The sequence below is a fragment of the Asticcacaulis currens genome, from assembly GCF_028550395.1.
Lineage (GTDB): Bacteria > Pseudomonadota > Alphaproteobacteria > Caulobacterales > Caulobacteraceae > Asticcacaulis > Asticcacaulis currens.
In genome coordinates this window covers 134,574-153,729 of sequence record NZ_JAQQKW010000006.1, presented here as the reverse complement: position 1 = coordinate 153,729, position 19,156 = coordinate 134,574, and the positions used below count along the sequence as shown (strand labels likewise).

The 19,156-nt window shown below is 62.4% G+C and carries 16 protein-coding genes; 10 read left to right on the top strand and 6 right to left on the bottom strand.

What is annotated here, in order from left to right:
• The first annotated feature begins 99 nt into the window (after positions 1-99).
• The 10 genes from PQU94_RS11800 to PQU94_RS11755 all read left to right on the top strand — a co-directional run bounded on the left by PQU94_RS11800 (position 100) and on the right by PQU94_RS11755 (position 13,010).
• Positions 100-2,496: a TonB-dependent receptor plug domain-containing protein gene (locus PQU94_RS11800; RefSeq protein ID WP_272741667.1), complete on the top strand. Its 2,397-nt coding sequence runs from the start codon at positions 100-102 to the stop codon at positions 2,494-2,496.
• 129 nt (positions 2,497-2,625) lie between these two features.
• Entirely contained in the window at positions 2,626-4,251 is a 1,626-nt protein-coding gene (locus PQU94_RS11795; RefSeq protein WP_272741666.1) for a S41 family peptidase, read from the top strand.
• The gene (locus tag PQU94_RS11790; protein ID WP_272741665.1) at positions 4,251-4,616 is read left to right on the top strand and encodes a hypothetical protein; all 366 of its coding nucleotides are present in this window, start codon (positions 4,251-4,253) and stop codon (positions 4,614-4,616) included. Before PQU94_RS11795 ends, PQU94_RS11790 begins: the two co-directional genes overlap by 1 nt.
• 117 nt (positions 4,617-4,733) lie before the next feature.
• Positions 4,734-6,197: a replicative DNA helicase gene (locus PQU94_RS11785; RefSeq protein ID WP_272741664.1), complete on the top strand. Its 1,464-nt coding sequence runs from the start codon at positions 4,734-4,736 to the stop codon at positions 6,195-6,197.
• Between the two features lie 109 nt (positions 6,198-6,306).
• Positions 6,307-7,680, top strand: a complete 1,374-nt coding sequence (gene radA / locus PQU94_RS11780; RefSeq protein WP_272741663.1) for a DNA repair protein RadA — start codon at positions 6,307-6,309, stop codon at positions 7,678-7,680.
• Between the two features lie 214 nt (positions 7,681-7,894).
• Positions 7,895-8,392 carry a CvpA family protein gene (locus PQU94_RS11775; protein WP_272741662.1) on the top strand — a complete coding sequence of 166 codons (498 nt, stop codon included), beginning with the start codon at positions 7,895-7,897 and terminating at the stop codon, positions 8,390-8,392.
• A gap of 116 nt (positions 8,393-8,508) precedes the next feature.
• Entirely contained in the window at positions 8,509-10,005 is a 1,497-nt protein-coding gene (gene purF / locus PQU94_RS11770; RefSeq protein ID WP_272741661.1) for an amidophosphoribosyltransferase, read from the top strand.
• Between the two features lie 19 nt (positions 10,006-10,024).
• Positions 10,025-10,762: an SDR family NAD(P)-dependent oxidoreductase gene (locus PQU94_RS11765; protein ID WP_272741660.1), complete on the top strand. Its 738-nt coding sequence runs from the start codon at positions 10,025-10,027 to the stop codon at positions 10,760-10,762.
• Between the two features lie 71 nt (positions 10,763-10,833).
• Positions 10,834-12,177 (top strand): aminotransferase class III-fold pyridoxal phosphate-dependent enzyme, encoded by a 1,344-nt coding sequence (locus PQU94_RS11760; protein WP_272741659.1) that lies wholly within the window; start codon positions 10,834-10,836, stop codon positions 12,175-12,177.
• The gene (locus tag PQU94_RS11755; protein ID WP_272741658.1) at positions 12,174-13,010 is read left to right on the top strand and encodes a PhzF family phenazine biosynthesis protein; all 837 of its coding nucleotides are present in this window, start codon (positions 12,174-12,176) and stop codon (positions 13,008-13,010) included. The genes PQU94_RS11760 and PQU94_RS11755 overlap by 4 nt, the downstream gene beginning before the upstream one ends.
• Before the next feature lie 35 nt (positions 13,011-13,045).
• On the opposite strand, the gene der is transcribed toward PQU94_RS11755, so the two are convergent.
• From der to PQU94_RS11725, 6 genes are all read right to left on the bottom strand, one after another.
• Positions 13,046-14,665: a ribosome biogenesis GTPase Der gene (gene der / locus PQU94_RS11750; RefSeq protein WP_272741657.1), complete on the bottom strand. Its 1,620-nt coding sequence runs from the start codon at positions 14,663-14,665 to the stop codon at positions 13,046-13,048.
• A gap of 92 nt (positions 14,666-14,757) precedes the next feature.
• Positions 14,758-16,173, bottom strand: a complete 1,416-nt coding sequence (locus PQU94_RS11745; protein WP_272741656.1) for a PQQ-like beta-propeller repeat protein — start codon at positions 16,171-16,173, stop codon at positions 14,758-14,760.
• Positions 16,174-16,213: 40 nt separating this feature from the next.
• Positions 16,214-16,945, bottom strand: a complete 732-nt coding sequence (locus PQU94_RS11740) for a tetratricopeptide repeat protein (protein WP_272741655.1) — start codon at positions 16,943-16,945, stop codon at positions 16,214-16,216.
• Positions 16,946-17,133: 188 nt separating this feature from the next.
• Positions 17,134-17,955: a 3-methyl-2-oxobutanoate hydroxymethyltransferase gene (panB, locus tag PQU94_RS11735; protein ID WP_272741654.1), complete on the bottom strand. Its 822-nt coding sequence runs from the start codon at positions 17,953-17,955 to the stop codon at positions 17,134-17,136.
• 162 nt (positions 17,956-18,117) lie between these two features.
• Positions 18,118-18,543 carry a hypothetical protein gene (locus PQU94_RS11730; RefSeq protein WP_272741653.1) on the bottom strand — a complete coding sequence of 142 codons (426 nt, stop codon included), beginning with the start codon at positions 18,541-18,543 and terminating at the stop codon, positions 18,118-18,120.
• 4 nt (positions 18,544-18,547) lie between these two features.
• Entirely contained in the window at positions 18,548-19,135 is a 588-nt protein-coding gene (locus PQU94_RS11725) for an RNA polymerase sigma factor (protein WP_272741652.1), read from the bottom strand.
• Positions 19,136-19,156: the final 21 nt, after the last annotated feature.

The following is a 19,156-nucleotide window of genomic DNA, read 5'->3' as shown; positions in this document are numbered from 1 at the left end:
CGCCCTTAGAACATATGCCTCGGCTCATCCCTTTAAACGGGTCTATGCCGCCCCAAGATATGGCCCAGTTTAAGCCATGATCTGTTCAGGAGCATTCACATGTCCATCCGCGCTTCGCATCGCACCCTGGCCGCCGCACTGACGGCGACGACGGCCCTCACCCTTATCTCATTCCCCGCCTTCGCCCAGCAGGCGTCTGCTGACAGCGACGTCACCGAGGTGGTCGTCACCGGCAGCCGCACACAGCCGCGTTCGCGCCTCGATACCCTCGCCCCCGTCGATGTGATCCGTAAGGACGCACTGGATGCACAGGGCTCGACCGAACTGGCGCAGGCCCTGTCGCGCGCCGCCCCCTCCCTCACCTTCCCGCGCCCGTCCGCCGTGGACGGCACCGACAGCGTGCGCCCGGCCTCTCTGCGCGGCCTCAGCCCGGACCAGACGCTGGTCCTGCTGAACGGCAAGCGTCGCCACACTTCGGCGCAGGTCAACACCAATGGCTCCGCCGGTCGCGGTTCGGCCCCGGCCGATCTCAACGCCATCCCGACCTCGGCGCTCAGCACGGTCGAAATCCTGCGCGACGGGGCCTCAGCACAGTACGGCTCGGACGCCATTGCCGGCGTCGTCAACCTGCGCCTGCGCGAAGCCCGTTCGGGCGGCAGCGTCTCGGCCAGCTATGGCCAGTACAATACCGAGGTCGAAGCCGCCCGCTCGTCGCGTAAGGAAAACGACGGCCGCACCTCGAATGTCGCGGGTTGGGTCGGCTTGCCGCTGGGGTCGGATGGCTTCCTGACCGTGTCGGGTGAATACCGTAACCGCGAAGCGACCAACCGCGCCGACACCGATCCGCGCGTCACGCCCAACCGCGTGACGGGCCGCTACGGCGATCCGAAGCAGGAGAGCCTGGCGCTGTTCGCCAATGCCGGTAAGCCGCTGCAAAACGGCTGGGAACTGTATGGTTTCGGCGGCGTGCAGGACCTGAAGTCCGAAAGTGCGGCCTTCTTCCGTCCGTCCAACAATTCCGGCAACGTTGTGTCGATCTATCCGGACGGCTTCCTGCCGCTGATCAGCGTCAAGTCGAAGAACTATTCGGCGACGTTTGGCACCCGCGGTCAGTGGGGCGACTGGACGTCCGACTATTCGGTCAACTGGGGCCGCAATGAGCTGGAATACAACACGCTCAACTCGGTCAACGCCTCCTATGGCACCGCCTCGAAGACCAGCTTCTATGACGGCAAGGTCGTCTATGACCAACTGGTGCTCAATGCCGACATCAGCCGTCAGTTCCCCATCGGCTTCTACAGCCCCCTGACCTTCGCGCTGGGCGTCGAAGGCCGCCACGAAAACTATGAGATCACGGCCGGGGAACAACAATCCTGGGCGCTGGGGCCGATCACCACGGCTGGTGCCGGGGCACAGGGCTTCTTCGGCTTCCAGCCGTCGAATGCCGTGGACGTCAACCGCGACAATTTCGGCCTCTACGCCGAACTGAGCGCCACCGTTGTGCCGCAACTAAGCTTCGACTTTGCCGCGCGCGCCGAAAAATATTCGGACTTCGGCGACAACCTGTCGGGCAAGCTGTCGCTGCGCTACGAACTGACCGATAATCTGGCCCTGCGCGGCTCGGTGTCCACGGGCTTCCGTGCGCCGTCCCTGCAACAGCAGTACTTCACCTCGACCGCTTCGGTCGTGTCGGGTGGCGTCGTGGTCGAAACCGGCACCTTCCCGGCCTCGTCTGCGGTGGCCAGAACCCTGGGCGCTCCGGCGCTGGAGGCCGAAGAGTCCACCAACTATGCGGCAGGCCTTGTCTATCGCAAGGGCCGGTTCGAACTGACGCTTGATGCCTACCGCATCAATATTGATAACCGCATCGTGCTGACGGAAAACCTGTCGGGCACGACGGAAATCACCAACCTGCTGAAGCCCTATGGCGTCACGGCGGCGCGCTTCTTCACCAATGGTGTGGACAGCGAAACGACCGGTATTGATCTGGTGGCCAATTATCGTCTGCCGACCGATCATTACGGCCGCTTCAACTTCAACTTCGCCTGGAATTCGGGCAATACCGAAATCACCCGTCTGCCGGGGGCCAATACGGTATCGAGCCTGCAAAACCCACCGGTGCTGTTCGCGCGCATCCGTCAGTATATCCTCACCAACTCGACGCCTGAGAACAAGGGCAGCACCACGGTGGACTGGAGCGGTGGCAAGTGGGCCGTCAATGGTCGTGCCACCTATTATGGTGACGTGATCGACGCCGCGGCGATCTTCCCGAACGATATCCATACCGGTGAAAAGACCCTGCTCGACCTGTCGGCCAGCTATAAGCTGACGGACAAGACCTCGTTCACCTTCGGCGCGGACAATGTTTTTGACGTCTATCCGGACAAGACCATCGCTTCGCTGCAAGGGTCGCAGGGCGCGCTGGCCTTCTCGCGCTTCTCGCCGTTCGGCTTCAATGGCCGCTATCTGTATACGCGCGTAACGCACAACTGGTAAGCGAAAACCGCTTCGGCCCCAGCCCCCGCAGACCTCTCTGCGGGGGCTTTTTTTATCGTTTCCTCCCGCGAAAGAGGGACTTGCGGTCGGCCCAGTTCGTGGCATCATCGCGCCATGACAAAACGCCTGATGACCCTCGCCCGTATGTTCGTTCTGACAGCCGCTGCGGCGGCCCTGACCGCCTGTGGCGGCGGAGGCGGTGGCGGCGGAGGCGGGTCAACCGCGACGGGATCGACCGGCGGCGGAGGCGGCAGCGTAACCGGCTGGGTCAGCGGCGTATTTCAGGCCGCCAGCACCTTCAAGGACAAGTGCGAAACCGCCCGCAGCGGCGTCGATATCGAAGGCAACCGCTTCACGGACAAGGCGGGTACGGCGCTTGACGAAAAGAACTGGCTGCGGTCTTGGACGCGCGAAACCTATCTGTGGAACACCGAGGTGACCGACAGCGATCCGGCCAGCGGGGGGACACGGACCCAGTATTTTGCGAACCTGAAGACCTTTGCCAAAACGGCCTCGGGCAAGGACAAGGACAATTTCCATTTCAGCGAGCCGACAACGGAGTATCTGGCGCGCCGTAACGCCGCCGCGACCGCCAGCTATGGCATGGAACTGACGGCTATCTCGACCACGACGCCGCGCGATTTCCGCGTTCTCTATACTGAGCCGGGCTCACCCGCCGCCGGTGTGGTGCCGCGCGGTGCCCGCATCCTGACGGTCAACGGTATCGACCTTGTCAACGACAACACGCAGGCGGGTGTCAATGCGCTGAATGCCGCTCTGTTCCCGACCGCAACCGGCACCTCGACGACCTTTGTTTTGCGGCTTGTGGATGGCACTTCGAAAACCGTCACCCTGACCTCGGCCAATGTCAGCCCCAAGCCCGTCAATAAGGCTACGGTCCTGACCGACGGAGGGGCAAAGGTCGGCTACATCCTATTCAATACCTTCAGCCCCTATTCCAGCGAAACCGAAATTGTTTCGGCCATGCGCGACATGCAGACCGCCGGGGTCAACGATCTGATCCTTGACCTGCGCTATAATGGCGGCGGGCTGCTGGCGGTGGCGTCGCAGCTCAGCTACATGATCGCGGGCAATACGCGCACCAGCAACCGCACCTTTGAAACGCTGAAATTCAACGCAGCCGCCGGCAACACCAACCCGGTCACGGGGCAACCCAATAACCCTGTCCCCTTCTATAATCAGGGTCTGGGATTCAGCGTCACGGCGGGCACCGCCCTGCCCACGCTCAACCTGTCGCGCGTCTATATTCTGACCACGTCGGACACTTGCAGCGCCTCGGAAGCGGTGATCAACGGCCTGCGTGGCGTCGGCGTCGATGTGGTACTGATCGGCGGCAAGACCTGCGGCAAACCCTACGGCTTCTACCCGCAGGACAATTGCGGTGAGACCTACTACACCATTCAGTTTCAGGGCGTGAATGACCTCGGATTTGGCGACTATGCCGACGGTTTCGTGCCGACCAACACCACCTCGACCACGGGCGTCAAGCTGCCCGGCTGCGCGGCCAGCGATGATCTGAGCAAGGATCTGGGCGTCGCTGGCGAAGGGCTGGTCAGCACGGCGCTCAGCTATCGCCGCAGCAGTTCGTGCCCCGCACCCGCCACGGCTTTTGCCGCCGCCAGTGCAGCGGTGCAGTCGGCGGGCCCGGTCGGCAGCGGCTCAGGCCCGGCTATCGTATCGCCCAAATGGATCATGGAGGTCAACCGCGACATGACCCTGCCGGGGGGCCGCTGATGCGCCGCCTCATCCCTGCCGGTCTGTTGTGCGCACTCGGGCTGGTCGGTTGTCAGACCCTGGCGGCCGGAAAGGCCGTCCCCGCCAGCGTCGATATGAGCGATCCGCAAACCGTCAGCCGCCTCAAGGCCGCCCTGGCCCCGGTGATCGGCCGGGCCAATATCGAGTTCGGGCCGTCTGCCGCGGCTCAGACCACCCTGCTCGGCGTCCTGCCGCCGCCTCTGGGGCCGCTGGAAACCCATTCCACTGCCGTGCCGACGATCTTCGATGTGGTGCTTAAGGACGGCAAGTGTCTGGCCGTGCGGCACGATACAAGGGCCGAAACCGAGTTGAAGGGTGTTACCTGCCGTCCCGTGCAAGACTAGCTTATCCCCATTATTCACAGGCTGTGAATCGGAGTTAAGTGGACAGTCGGCACCGCGCCGCATAGGGGCAGCGACAGCCCGTCCCTGACCTGCTTAAACACCGCTATGAACACCACCATGCTCGACGCCCCCCTGCCCGTTTCGGCCGACACGCCACAGGCCCTGCCGCACAATCTCGAAGCCGAACAGGCCCTGCTCGGCACGCTGATGTTCGACAACGGGGCCTATGAGCGCCTGTATGATGGTCTGAGTGCACGGCATTTCTACGAGCCGTTTCACCAGAAGCTGTTTGCCACCATCGAAGAACAGATCCGTATCGGGCATCTGGCTGAACCCATCGTCCTGCTCGACAAGTTCAAGACGGATCAGGCCTTCAATGATCTGGGCGGCATCCGCTACCTGGCTGATCTGGTCGATCGCGCCCCGCCCTCGGCCAATGCCTCGGACTATGCGCGCGTCATCTACGATCTGGCGCTGCGCCGCGACCTGATCCGTCTGGGCGGTGAAATCGCCCGTTCGGCCACGCAGGAAGGCAATGGCCGCGAGCAGATCGAGCGCGCCGAAGCCCAGCTTTATGAAATGGCCGAAAAGGGCACCTCTTCGACCGGTTTCAAGACCTTTTCCGAAGCCGTCACCGGGGCCATCTCCAATGCCGAAGAGGCCTTCCACCGCGACGGCGGCCTGTCGGGTCTGGCCACCCGTCTGGACGATCTCGACCGGCAGATCGGCGGTTTGCATAAGTCGGACCTGCTGATCCTCGCCGGGCGTCCCTCGATGGGAAAGACGGCGCTGGCTACCAATATCGCCATGAACGTGGCCAAGAAATACCGCTTCGAGATTCAGCCCGACGGCACGCGCAAGACGGTCGATGGCGGCGTGGTCGCCTTCTACTCGCTCGAAATGTCTGCCGATCAGTTGGCGACCCGTCTGCTGGCCGATGCCTCCGGCGTCTCCTCCGACCGCCTGCGCAAGGGCGAAATCGACGCGGTGGAGTTCGGACGGCTCAAGGACGCGGCCATGGAGATCGCCTCCTATCCGCTGTACATCGACGATACCGGCGGCCTCAGCCTCGCCAAACTGACCGCCCGCGCCCGCCGCCTGAAGCGCACGGCCGGCCTTGACCTTATCGTGGTGGACTACCTGCAACTGGTCACCACGGGCGACAGCAATATGAACCGCGTGCAGGAGATATCGACCATCACCATGGGTCTGAAATCGCTGGCCAAGGAGCTTCAGGTGCCGGTCATCGCCCTGTCGCAGCTTTCACGTCAGGTCGAAAGCCGCGACGATAAACGCCCGCAACTGTCGGACCTGCGCGAATCCGGCTCGATCGAACAGGACGCCGATATCGTCATGTTCGTCTATCGCGAAAGCTATTATCTGGGCCGCGCCGAACCCAAGGAAGGCACACCCGAACACCTGCAATGGCAGGAGGACATGGACAAGCTGCGCGGCACCGCCGAAGTCATCATTGGCAAGCAGCGTCACGGCCCCATCGGCACGGTGCGCCTGTCGTTTGACGAAAACGTCACGCGGTTTGGTAATCTGGCGCGTCAGGACCGGTACAGCAGCTACGAATAGGCCGTTAGTTTCAAGCCTTTCCCGCACAAAAGTTCGCAATTTGTTCTGGATTTTTGCAGCCGCTCAGGCTATCGGTTGCGCAGCATAAACCCCGTTGCGCGAGCGAATCATGTCCAAGGCTCAGGCCGTCTTTGTCTGTCAGTCCTGCGGGATGACCCACACCAAATGGGCGGGTCAGTGTTCGGGGTGCCTGAGCTGGAACACTCTGGTGCAGGAGAGCTTTTCCGCGCCGCCGGGCAGTCTGAAACCGGAAACCTCGCCCTCGAAAATCTCAAGGCTTTCAAAGCTAAACTTTGAAACTCTTGATGCACCAGATGAGGCGCCTCAGCGCATGGTGACGGGCATCGAGGAGTTCGACCGGGTGTGCGGCGGCGGCATTGTGCCGGGTTCGGCCATACTGCTGGCCGGAGATCCCGGCGTCGGCAAATCGACCCTGTTGTTGCAGGTCACCGCCCATGCGGCGCTGCGCGGCCTGAAGGTCGCCTATATTTCGGGCGAAGAGGCCGTTGAGCAGGTGCGCGGGCGGGCCTCACGCATGGGCGTCAGCAAGGCCCCTGTCGATCTGGCCGCTGAAACCTCGCTGCGCACTATTCTCGATGCGCTGAAACGCGACACCTACGACCTCGTCATCATCGATTCCATCCAGACCCTGTGGTCGGACGCCATCGACGCGGCACAGGGTTCGGTATCGCAGGTGCGGGCCTGCGCCGGGGAACTGGTGCGGCTGGCCAAAAAGAACCGCATCGCCATGATTCTTGTCGGCCATGTCACCAAGGAAGGCCAGATTGCCGGGCCGCGCGTCGTCGAGCACATGGTCGATGCCGTATTGTCGTTTGAGGGTGAACGCGGCTATCCGTTCCGCATCTTGCGCGGCTCCAAAAACCGCTTCGGGGCGACCGATGAGATCGGCGTGTTTGAAATGGGCGATGGCGGTTTGCGCGAAGTGCCCAACCCCTCCGCCCTGTTCCTCGGCGACAATGACGAGCGCTCATCGGGTTCGGCGGTGTTCGCGGGTATCGAAGGTTCGCGTCCGGTGCTGGTCGAAATTCAGGCGCTGGTGGCCCCCTCAGCCCTGGGCACGCCGCGCCGCGCCGTAGTGGGGTGGGATTCCGGGCGGCTGGCCATGATTCTGGCCGTTTTGGAATCGCGCTGCGGCTTGGGCTTCGGTGGTAAGGACGTCTATCTCAATGTCGCGGGCGGGCTGAAGATCAACGAACCCGCCGCTGATTTGGCCGCCGCCATGGCGCTGGTCTCGGCCCTGCTCGATCAGCCTCTGCCCAAGGCCTCGGTCATCTTCGGGGAAATCAGCCTGTCGGGCGAGGTGCGCGGCGTGTCGCGCATGGAAGCGCGCATGAAGGAGGCGCTGAAACTCGGCTTTTCCAACGCCATCGCCCCTGTCGCCGCTCAGGACAATGCGCCGTTCGAGGTCAAGACCTACTCGCATCTGGTCAATGCCATGAGCGCCTTCGACCTCCAATGCTAGAGCCTTCGTCGGCTCAGTTGAGCCGCCGCATGGCTCTAATTTTTTGTAACACCTCATGTATTCCCGAAAAATGGTGTCCACTTTTGGCTTCGCCGAACTTCGTTTCGGCATGAGGTTTAAATCAGGGCTATCGCTTTTTTATAAAAAAAGCCAGAATGGTTAATACGCACCCATAACGCCGGTATGGGTCTAAAGCCATTGTGAGGGGACGCACATGCAGGGCTACGATCTGATTTTTCTGGGTATATTGCTGTTTTCCTGCCTGTCGGGCTTTACGCGCGGCGCGACGCGCGAAATCGTCGGCACGGCCTCCTTCATTCTGGCTATACTAATCGCCATCTGGCTGTCGCCGTGGCTGCAATCGACCTTCCATCTGGGCGAGATGTTCGCGCTGGTGGTCATCATCGTGGTGTTCATCGCGGCCTATTTCGGGATTCGGGCCCTGGGCAACTCGCTGTCGGAAAAGGTCAACAAGCAGCAGATGATGGGCTATGCCGACCGCACTCTGGGCGTGGCCTTCGGTGTGCTGCGCGCTCTGGCCATTTTGGGCTTTATCCATTTGCTTTTTTCGGTCGTACTGCCTAAAGGAAAGCCCGACTGGTTCACCGAAGCCAAGGTCTATCCCTTGAGCGTTCAGTGCGCCAAGGCCATCGTGTCGGTCGCGCCTTCGTGGGCGAAATATGCCGACAGCGTGGCCTCGCCCGACCAATAGGCCGATATGGGACTGCGGGATTTCACCGGGGCTTCCATTTCTCCTTATACCGACTATATGGAGGCGGCCCCTCCCCTGTCTCGCGTCAGGCCTTCACCGGCCCAAAAGGTATCACTATGCTGACCTCGCCCTCGGAACTGTCGGATAGCTTCGTTTCGCGCGATCCCGACGACGACAGCCTGCGCCTTGAATGTGGCGTGTTCGGCATTTACGGCATGGAGGACGCTTCGGCGGTCACCGCGCTTGGCCTGCACGCCCTGCAACACCGCGGACAGGAGGCCTGCGGTATCGCCTCGTGCGACGGTCGCCGCTTCTATACCGAACGCTCGCACGGTCTGGTCAGCGACGTCTTCACCGATGCCGACCTGATCAAGCGCCTGCAAGGCCACGCCTCCATCGGGCATACGCGCTATTCCACCGCCGGCGGTTCGCATCTGCGCAATGTGCAGCCCATGTTCGCCGATCTCGATTCGGGCGGCATCGCCATCGCCCACAACGGCAACCTGACCAACTTCATGTTCCTGCGCACGAAGCTGGTGGCCGAAGGCGCGATCTTCCAGTCCACCTCGGACTCTGAGGTCATCCTGCACCTGATCGCACGCTCGCGCAGCATCAAGATCATCGACCGCTTCATCGACACCCTGCGCGATATCGAAGGCGGCTATGCGCTGGTCGCCATTACGCGCAAGGGCATGATCGGCGCGCGCGATCCGCTGGGTATCCGCCCGCTGGTGATCGGCAAGCTGGGCCACGCCTATGTACTGGCTTCGGAAACCTGCGCGCTTGACATGATCGGCGCCGTCTTTGTGCGCGATGTCGAGCACGGCGAAGTGGTGCAGATCGACGAGGACGGCCTCAAATCCTTCAAGCCGTTCGAGCGCAAAGCCGCCCGCCCCTGCCTGTTTGAATACGTCTATTTCGCGCGACCGGATTCGGTTGTGAATGGCAAGTCGATCTACGAGGTGCGTAAAGCGATGGGCCGACAACTGGCCATCGAGCACCCTGCCGATGCCGATATCGTAGTGCCGGTGCCGGACTCCGGCGTCCCGGCGTCGCTGGGCTTTTCTGAGGAATCGGGTCTGCCGTTCGAACTCGGCATTATCCGCAACCACTATGTCGGGCGCACCTTCATCCAGCCGACCCAGAACATCCGCGATCTGGGGGTGCGCAAGAAGCATTCGCCCAACCGCGTGGTGCTGGAAGGCAAGAAGGTCATACTGATCGACGATTCCATCGTGCGCGGCACCACCTCGGTGAAGATCGTGCGCATGGTGCGCGCCGCCGGGGCCAAGGAGGTCCACCTGCGTTCGGCCTCGCCCCCCATCCTGTGGCCCGACTATTACGGCATCGACATGCCGGATCGTGCCAAGCTGCTGGCGGCGCAACATTCCATTGAGGAAATGCGCCAGATGCTGGAATGCGATAGCCTGGGCTTCCTCTCGGTCGATGGCCTGTACAAGGCGATGGGCCATGACGGCCGCAATAACGATCAGCCGCAATATACCGATCACTACTTCACCGGCGACTATCCGACCCGTCTGACGGATAAAGACATCGCCGCCGAGGCCGAAGCCAGCGGTCAGCAACTGTCGCTTCTGGCCAACACCCACTAAAAATATAAAGGACAGGGCGATGACCGATACCCTTTTGCAGGGGCGTATCGCCCTGATCACCGGTGCGTCGCGCGGCATTGGCCGGGCGACGGCGCTGGGACTGGCGCGCGCTGGGGCGCATGTGATCGCCTGCGCCCGCACGACCGGCGCGCTCGAAGATCTGGACGATCAGATCTTTGCCGAAACCGGCCGCCATGCCACCCTGATCCCGTTTGATCTCGCCGATGGGGCGGCGCTGGAACGGATCGGCGGGGCGGTCTATGAGCGCTTTAAAAAGCTCGACATCTTCATCCATGCGGCCGCGACTCTGGGCTCACTGACGCCGGTTTCGCACTATGAGCCCAAGGATTTCAACCGCGTCATCACGCTGAACCTCAACGCCACCTATCGCCTGATCCGTCAGCTTGAACCGGTGATGAAGCTGTCGGAGGCCGCACGCGCTATCTTCGTCTCGTCGGGCGCGGCCTCAAATCCGCGCGCCTTCTGGGGGGCCTATGCCGCTTCAAAAGCCGGTATGGAGGCGCTGGTGCGCACCTGGGCCGACGAGATGGAAGTGACCCCCATTCGCTGCGCGCTGGTCAATCCGGGAGCCATGCGGACGCGGATGCGCGCCGAGGCGTTTCCGGGCGAAGACCCCGAAACCCTGCCCCTGCCCGAAGAGATCATCCCGCTGATGGTCGAGCTGTCACGCGCCGACCGCGTGCCGACGCTGGAGACGATCCAGTTTCGGGAATGGGCTCATTCCGGACACGCATAACCTGCGAAGATTTTTCAAGAAAAAACAAGGTTTACGGTTCACTTTCTGGCGCAATTCCGTCTAATAGAGTCATGACCCAGGCCTTGCTCAATACCGACCTACCCTTTCCCAAACCCGCCAGCGCCGCGCTTCTGGACGAACTCGGCCAGTACGTTATCGCTGAGCCCTATCCGTTCGTCGTCGATCTGGAAGCGTCGCGCGGTCTGGAACTGGCGACCGTCGATGGCGACCGTATAACCGACTGGTGCGGCCTCTACGGCTCGCGCCTGATCGGCTATAACCACCCGCGTCTCTACGCGCCCGACTATATGCGGCGGCTGGTGGTGGCGGCCAATACCAAGATGGCCAATCCGGACTTCCTGACGCGCGAATGTCTCGACTATTACCGTCTGCTGCACGCCCTGCGCCCCAAATGCATGCGCGGTGAGCGCGTCGAGGTCTATGCGGTCAATTCCGGTGCCGAAGCGGTCGAGAATATGATGAAATACCTCATCAATCTCCACCACAAGAAGATGCAGGCCCAAGGGAAGGCGGTCCTCAACCACCGCTTTATCTATTTTGAGCAGGCCTTCCACGGGCGCACCGTCTATGCGCTCAATATCACCAAGCTGTCGAACGACCCCATCGCCACGCGCGACTATCAGGGCCTGATTAAGGGCAATCTTCAGGTGCCCTTCCCCGAATATGACAGCCGCCGCCGCGAGGCCGACAATCAGCGCGAGGTCGATAAGTGTCTGGCGACGCTCGATTATCTGATGTCCACCTATCGCGATGAAATCGCCGGGGTCATTCTTGAGCCGCTTCAGGGGGCTGGCGGGCATCGTCTGGCCCTGCCGCGCTTCTATCAGGAGCTGTCGCGCCTGTGCCACCACCACGGCATAAGCTGGGGGCTGGACGAGGTGCAAACCTCCGGCGGGCAAACGGGAGAGGTCTTCTCGATCGACCTGTTCGACGTCCCCCACCCGCCGCAGGCCGTCGCCACGGCCAAGAAGTTCGGCAATGGCGTCGTCTATATGCTCAATTCGATGGAAGATATTGGCGTCCTCGACTCGACCTGGGGCGGCACCTTGTCCGACATGGTACGCTTTTGCGAGGAATGGCAGATCGTCGAGGACGAAGGCCTGCTGCAAAGCGTCGAAAGCAAGGGCGCGCGCCTGTTTGGCGGGCTGAACAGCCTCGTTGAAAAATACCCCGACACCGTCGGCAATGTGCGCGGACTGGGCCTGTATCAGGGCTTCAGCCTGCTCTATGCCCCGAACAAGGGGCGACTGATCGACATGGCGCTGGAGCAGGAGAAACTGCTGCTGTTGGGGGCCGGCACCGACTCGATCCGCTTCCGACCACCTCTGGACGTGACGGAGGCCGAGATCGACGACCTGATCCGCAAGCTGGGCAGACTGCTGGGGCAATTATGAGCGAACGCCGTTTCCAGCTTGTCGATGTCTTCCATTCGGGGCCGTTCAGCGGCAATCCGGTGGCCGTGGTGCTCGACGCCGGGGGCCTGACGACCGAAGACATGCAGCGCATCACGCGCTGGTTCAACCTGTCGGAAACGACCTTCCTGCTGCCGCCGAAGACGCCCGGAGCCGATTACCGGGTACGTATCTTTACGCTGGACCGCGAACTGCCCTTTGCCGGTCATCCGACACTGGGGTCGGCCCATGCGTGGCGATTGGCGGCCGGTTCGGACAAGACAGAGGTGGTGCAAGAGTGCGCGGTCGGTCTGGTCCGCGTGCGCTTTGACGGCGACCGACCGGCCTTTGCCGCGCCGCCGCTGGTGCGCAAGGGGCCCGTCGATGCGGCCAAACGGTCCGAAATTGTCGAGGTGTTGCGCATAGATCCGGACGACATCCTCAGCGCCGAATGGGCCGATAATGGCCCCGGTTGGGTGCTGGTGCAACTGGCCTCCGCCGAAGCCGTGCTGGCCGTCGATCCGCTGCGTTATCTGGATCGCCGCGTTGAAATCGGTCTGGTCGGCAAGCATCCGGCGGGTCACGAGACGGCGTTTGAAATCCGCGCCCTGTTCAGCGATGCCTCAGGCGGCATTATCGAAGACCCGGTGACGGGTTCGCTCAATGCTTCGGTCGCCCAGTGCCTGCTGGCCGATGGACGCGCCACCGCGCCCTATGTCGCGGCTCAGGGCACGAAGCTGGGCCGCGCCGGGCGCATCCATGTGTCAGAAGCCGACGGCGATATCTGGATCGGCGGCGAGACGCGCACCCTGTTCAGCGGCACCGGGAGCTTTTAATTTCACCCTCCCCTACTTGACAGGGGAGGATGTATTTACCGCTTGCCCTTGCCCGCAGGTTTGCTGCGGCCACCTGGGGCGGCGGCACCGGGCTTGGTCGAAGGCCCAAGGCTGCGCGAGGTGCGCGCCTTGACCACCACCTTGGGCGTCGCAGTCATGCTTTTGGTTGAGCTAACGCTTCGCTCTTTGAGCTCTTTTGGCTTCTGCTTGACACGGTTGGGGTGAGCCGGCTTTTCGCCCGGCTTGATCTTCGGCTTGGCGCGCACACGCGGCGGGCCACTGGTGTCCTTGCTGCCGCCTTCATCGAAGGGATTGACACCCGCATTGGCCTTGACGCTCAGGCGAATAGGCACGCCCGGCATATCAAAAGATTCGCGCAAGCTATTGATAAGGTAGCGTTGATAGTGGGCCGGCATGGCATAGGCGCGGCTGGCGAACAGCACGAAAGTGGGCGGGCGCCCCTTGGTCTGCGCCATATATTTCGGCTTGATGCGCTTGCCGTCCACGGCGGGGGGCGGGTGACGCTGGATGGCCAGTTTCAGCCAGTCATTGAGGTCGCGCGTCTTCACCTTGGCCGACCAGTTGCGATAGGCCTTCAGCACGGCGGGCATCAGCCGGTCGAGCCCGCGCCCGTTCAGCGCCGACAGAGCCACAAACGGGGCCCCGCGCAGTTGCGGCAACATGCGCTCGGCGATCTCGCTCAGTTCGTGCAGGCGTGCCTGCGGTTCTTCGACCGTATCCCATTTGGAGATGACATAGATCAGGGCGCGGCCTTCGCGTTCGACCAGATCGGCGATCTGAAGGTCCTGCGTTTCAAAGGCGTTTTCCTGATCCATGACCAGGATTACCACCTCGGCGAAGGTGATGGCGCGGATGGTGTCGGCGGTCGAGAGCTTTTCCAGCTTTTCCTGCACGCGCGCCTTGCGCCGCAGACCGGCCGTATCGACGAGGCGAATCTTGCGCCCTTCATACTCCCAATCGACCGAGATCGAGTCGCGGGTGATACCCGCCTCCGGCCCGGTCAGCAGGCGGTCTTCGCCCAGCAGGCGGTTGATCAGGGTCGATTTACCGGCATTGGGACGCCCGATAATGGCGATGCGGACGGGCTTGGTGTCCTCATCCTCGTCTTCGTCCTGATCGGCGATGAAGTCGCCTTCGATCAGCTGGCGGTACTTTTCCAGCGCCTCATAAAGCTCGGAAATCCCCTCCCCGTGCTCCGCCGACAGGTGCAGCGGCGCGCCGAAGCCCAAGACGTGCGCCTCTTCGGCCCCGGCAAAACCGGCGTGGCCCTCCGCCTTGTTGGCGATCAGGATGACCGGCTTGTCCTTGAAGCGCAGGATGTCGGCAAAGATGCGATCGAGCGGCACCACGCCTTCGCGGGCGTCCATGACGAACAGGGCGACGTCGCATTCCTCGATGGCCTTTTCGGTCTGCTGGCGCATCCGCGCTTCCAGAGAGGTGTCAGCCACGTCTTCGAAACCGGCGGTGTCGATGAGGTCGAGATCAATGTCGCCGATATGGCCCGAAGCGTAGCGGCGGTCGCGCGTCACGCCGGGCTGGTCATCGACAATGGCCAGCTTTTTACCCGCAAGACGGTTGAACAGGGTGGATTTGCCGACGTTCGGACGGCCGACAATGGCGATTTTTAAGGTCATGAGGGGGTTATTACAGGAGATACCGTGTAAAAAAAAGAAAAGATGCAGGAGGCTCGCCTCCTGCATCCGAATGTTCATAGCGGTGAGATCGCTTACTGGACGGCGATCAGCTTCGCCTTGTCGGTCAGAACGAACAGCTTGTCCCCCACCACGATGGGGGCCAGATAGGCCGCATCACCCAGTTTCAGCGTCTCCTTGCGCGCGCCGGTCTTGGGGTCGAAGGCGACCATTTCGCCTTCGGAATTGACCATGATCAGGCGGTTGGAGGCCAGGATGGGACCGGTCCACACGGGCAGGTTCTTGACCTTTTTCGCGCTGCCCAGACCGAAGAAGGTCTTTTTGGTCTTGGTGCGGCCCTGATTAAGATCGACCAGCCAATAGACCTGACCCGAAGCGGCATTGGCCGCCATCAGCTCGCTTTGCAGCGTCGAGAGATAGACGGCATCGCCCGCTACCCACGGGGCATTGGTCGAATCGGCATTGACCGACCAGCGCCGCTGACCCGACTTGGCATCCAGCGCCGAAAAGACGCCCGAATGGCTGGCGGCATAGACGAGGTTGTTCGCCACCAGCGGACGGCCGGAAATGTCGCGGATTTCCGACAGGGCGTTGGTGCGCGTCGATTGCGCCAGGGTCTGGGTCCACACCTGCTGACCGCTATTGGCATCGAGGCCGACCAGTTCGCCCGATGAAAACGGCGCGATAAACAGGTTTTCATAGATGGCCGGCGAGGTGGTGCGCAGGATGCGCGCCGGTTCCACCAGCGCCTGATAGGTCCAGGCGGGTTCACCCGTCTCTTTGTTCAGCGCAATCATCTGGTTATCGACGTCGCTGAAGACCACGACATTGCCGTTCACCGCCGGGGCGGCACGCAGCGGGCTGTCGAAGGTCTTGGTCCACAGGACTTCGCCCGTTGAGGCGTTGACGGCGGCGACCAGACGGAAGCCGGAAGTCACATAGAGCTTGCCGCCCGAAACGGCGAGACCGCCGCCAAAGGCGTCCTTGTCGCGGCGGATGTCCGGATTGAGGTCGCGCGTCCACAGCTCATTGCCGCTATTGACGTCGAAGGCCCGGATGCGCGCTTCGCCGTCCATGGCGTAGATCACCTTGCCATCCGATACCGGCGAGGCGACGACCTGAGCCGTGCGCGACGAGCCCGTACCCACCGATTTCGACCAGGCGATTTTGAACTGCTCCGCCGCCGCGGCGTGCTCGACCGTCGTGGTCGGGCCGCTGGCAAAGGGCCAGTCAGCGACCGGCTGCGGCGACGGCAGGTAAAAGTCCTTACCGGCCAGACGCTCGGACGGCTGCACCTTTTGCTCGAAGGCGACGATGGAGATGCGTTCGCCCTGCGTAGCGACCTCTTTCGGCTCTTCCTTCTTGAGCGGGTTGATCTTCTGGATGGTCGAGCAGCCCGAAAGCCCCGCGCCCAGCACCAGCGCCATAGCCGTGGCGGTCAGGATACGACCGGTTTGGTGGCCGTTATGGTGGGAAGTCTTTGCCGTCATCAGGGCTTTCTCATCAAGGCGGGTTAGTCGGGTGGGTAGGTTACTGTTGCGGCAGGTTGAGCGGTGCCGCCATCTGCGGCTGCGCCTTTACTTCCGGCAGCTTGATCGCCTGACGTGCCACTTCGGCCCCGCCGGAGTCGATCAGGGCCACCGCCATCTGGGCGCGCTGCTTGAGCGGGTCAGACGCATCGAGCGAGAAGGCCAGCGCCTGAAGATCGCCACGCGCCCCCTGCAGGTCGCCCTTCTGGATCTTGGCCATGGCCAGCGCTTCCTTGGCCAGCGCCGCATAGGGGCGGCCTTCCTTGGTCAGCGGCGTCAGGCGCTTTTCAACGTCGTCAAACGACGCCTTGTCCATGATCAGGAAGGTAGCCTTCAGCGTCGCCAGATCGGCAATCAAGGGGTCCGAAGAGGTCTTCGACGCCTCTTCCAGCAGCTTGACGGCTTCGTCGGTCTTGTTGTCCTCAACGGCCAGCCCGGCCAGTTGCGACAGGGCCAGGGCCTTGTAACCCGGCGCGCCTGCGTCCACGACCTTTTGCAGGGCCGTCCTGGCTGCGCCCTTATCATTCTTGGTCAGGGCGTCCTGAGCGACGACATAGGATTCGGACGCCTTGCTGATGCGCCCGGCCTCCCACGACGTATAGCCCCAGAAGCCCAGAGCCCCGATCAGCGCCACGGCCAGTGCGCCACCAACCCAGGGGGCGCTCTTTTTTGCGATGGCGGCCCAACGGTCCTGACGCAGACCTTCTTCGGCTTCCTCGAAAATATCGCTCACGTTTATTCCTTGTCTCAGAACACACTGACGGGACCGCCGCACGGCGGTCGCCGGTAAATCTGGCGCGAACCTAGCCGCAACAGGCCGGATGCGCAATCACCATTAGAACATGCCCCGAAAAAGTGGAAACCGGTTTTTCGTACAGGGCATGTGACCCCAGAAGATGACGCCCCATCAGGGTTGTCATTCTACTTCGCAAAATATGTCTCTTGTGGGGCCGGAAAGTCGCGGCTTCTGACATCTTTGGCGTAGGCCGCGGCCGCTTCCCCGATGGTTTCGCGTAAGGCAGCGTAGCGGCGCACGAATTTTGGCGACCAGTCGAACTGACCCAGCATGTCATCGACGACCAGTATCTGCCCGTCACAGGCCGCCGAGGCGCCGATGCCGATGGTGGGGGCCTTGACCGCCGCCGTAATCTCTCCGGCCAGATCGGCGGCCACGCCCTCGATCACGATGGCAAAGGCCCCGGCGGCGTCGGTATCGCGGGCCTCCTGAAGGACTTTTTCGCGCTCTTCGGGGGTGCGGCCCTTGGCGCGGAAACCGCCATCGACATTGACCGCCTGCGGGCGCAGACCGATATGGCCCATGACCGGGATGCCGCGCTGCGTCAGATAGGCGATGGTGCGGGCGACTGTCGGACCGCTTTCGACCTTGACCGCCTGTGCGCCGGTTTCTTTCAGCAGGCGCGCGGCATTGTCAAAAGCCACCTCCGGATCGCCTTCATAGGAGCCGAACGGCATATCGACGACGACGAAGGCGCGTCTGGCCCCGCGCATCACCGCCTGACCGTGCAGGATCATCATGTCCATCGTCACGCCCAGCGTATTGGGCAGGCCGTGCACCACCATGCCGACGCTGTCGCCGACCAGCAGGATATCGCAGTGATCGTCGAGAATTTCCGCCATGGGCGCATCATAGGCAGTCAGGCTGACCAGGGGCGTACCGCCCTTGCGCGCATAGATTTCCGGCGCGGTCAGGCGCTTGACGGGGGATGGGGTATGGCTGCTCACCTTGAAGGCACCTTTCGCTCAGCCGGGCGAATGACCGGCAGGGAGTGGCCTAGAGCATTCGTCGGCTCAGGTCAGCCGCCGAATGTTCTAGGTTTTTGTTCGGTCGCGCAATTTTTCCGAAAAGCGCCAAGAAGCTTTTATGGCACTTTATCGGATGGCGCTCTATATCCCCTCTTCACGCATGTTGACGAGGTACAGGCCGACAATGCTCATACATAGCGAAAAGCTGATCCAAAAAAAGAGGGGCGATTGCGCGAAGGCCAAATAATCCGTGGACTTGCTTAAGGTCAGCGCCAGCCCGTTGGCCAGATTTTCCAACAGTTCTCGCCCGAAACCGATTCCGGCTTCGAAGGTGGCATCCGGGGCCGCCGCCGGTCGCGTAGCGGCCTGCGCCGTGGGCGACAGGCCGGGGAGGCGCACGATCTGGGTCAGGGCGTAAAGCCCGCCCAGCAGACCCGCCAGAGCGATCAGGCCCTGACGCAGCCATTTTTTGGCGCCCAGGCGGCGCATTATCCGCGCCTGAAACGCCGGTTCGTCGTCGAAGCGCATCGGCGTCTGGAACAGATGGTAAAGGTCTTCATCCTTCATGACATCACCTTTCGATAGCGACCGGCACGGCCTCAGCCATGTCCAGCATCGCCCTCAGTTGCGTCAGCCCGCGTTTGATATGGCTCTTGACCGTCCCCAGCGGCAGGCCCGTCTCGTTCGAGACCTCCTGATGGCTCAGGCCGCCGGAAATATTCAGCGTCACGCACAGGCGCTCTGCCGGCCGCAGCCGCGACAGGGCCCCGTCCAGATCGCGCGCCGCCCCCTCGCCTTGCCCGGCCCTGTGCAGGTCGGGCGGGGACTCATAGGGGGTCACGTCCTCGACCAGCAGGTATTTCTGCGTCGTCTTGACCTTGCGCAGGTAACGCCGGGCCGCGATCATCTTCAGCCAGTTGAGAAACGGACCATCGGCCCGGTACTCGGTCAGGCGCTCATAGGCCGTGATAAAGGCCTCCTGCGCCATGTCGTCAGCATCGGCCCCCTGCGCCCCCATGCGCCGCAGATGTGTGCGCAGGGCCGTCGAGTGCCGCCTGACCAGTTCACCGAAGGCGTCGGACGCGCCCAGCACCGCCTGAGCGATCAGGTCATGATCGCTCAGATGTCGGTAACCGGCAGCGGTGGAAGGGGCGGACATGGCGGGTCGATCCTGAAAACG

Bases quoted from the DNA above. Each gene is read 5' to 3' on its own strand.
- PQU94_RS11775 (WP_272741662.1), top strand. From the start codon at position 7,895: ATGCAGGGCTACGATCTGATTTTTCTGGGTATATTGCTGTTTTCCTGC.
- PQU94_RS11745 (WP_272741656.1), bottom strand. From the start codon at position 16,173: ATGACGGCAAAGACTTCCCACCATAACGGCCACCAAACCGGTCGTATC.
- PQU94_RS11800 (WP_272741667.1), top strand. From the start codon at position 100: ATGTCCATCCGCGCTTCGCATCGCACCCTGGCCGCCGCACTGACGGCG.
- PQU94_RS11725 (WP_272741652.1), bottom strand. From the start codon at position 19,135: ATGTCCGCCCCTTCCACCGCTGCCGGTTACCGACATCTGAGCGATCAT.
- radA (WP_272741663.1), top strand. From the start codon at position 6,307: ATGTCCAAGGCTCAGGCCGTCTTTGTCTGTCAGTCCTGCGGGATGACC.
- PQU94_RS11765 (WP_272741660.1), top strand. From the start codon at position 10,025: ATGACCGATACCCTTTTGCAGGGGCGTATCGCCCTGATCACCGGTGCG.
- PQU94_RS11795 (WP_272741666.1), top strand. From the start codon at position 2,626: ATGACCCTCGCCCGTATGTTCGTTCTGACAGCCGCTGCGGCGGCCCTG.
- PQU94_RS11730 (WP_272741653.1), bottom strand. From the start codon at position 18,543: ATGAAGGATGAAGACCTTTACCATCTGTTCCAGACGCCGATGCGCTTC.
- PQU94_RS11755 (WP_272741658.1), top strand. From the start codon at position 12,174: ATGAGCGAACGCCGTTTCCAGCTTGTCGATGTCTTCCATTCGGGGCCG.
- PQU94_RS11785 (WP_272741664.1), top strand. From the start codon at position 4,734: ATGCTCGACGCCCCCCTGCCCGTTTCGGCCGACACGCCACAGGCCCTG.
- PQU94_RS11790 (WP_272741665.1), top strand. From the start codon at position 4,251: ATGCGCCGCCTCATCCCTGCCGGTCTGTTGTGCGCACTCGGGCTGGTC.
- PQU94_RS11760 (WP_272741659.1), top strand. From the start codon at position 10,834: ATGACCCAGGCCTTGCTCAATACCGACCTACCCTTTCCCAAACCCGCC.
- der (WP_272741657.1), bottom strand. From the start codon at position 14,665: ATGACCTTAAAAATCGCCATTGTCGGCCGTCCGAACGTCGGCAAATCC.
- purF (WP_272741661.1), top strand. From the start codon at position 8,509: ATGCTGACCTCGCCCTCGGAACTGTCGGATAGCTTCGTTTCGCGCGAT.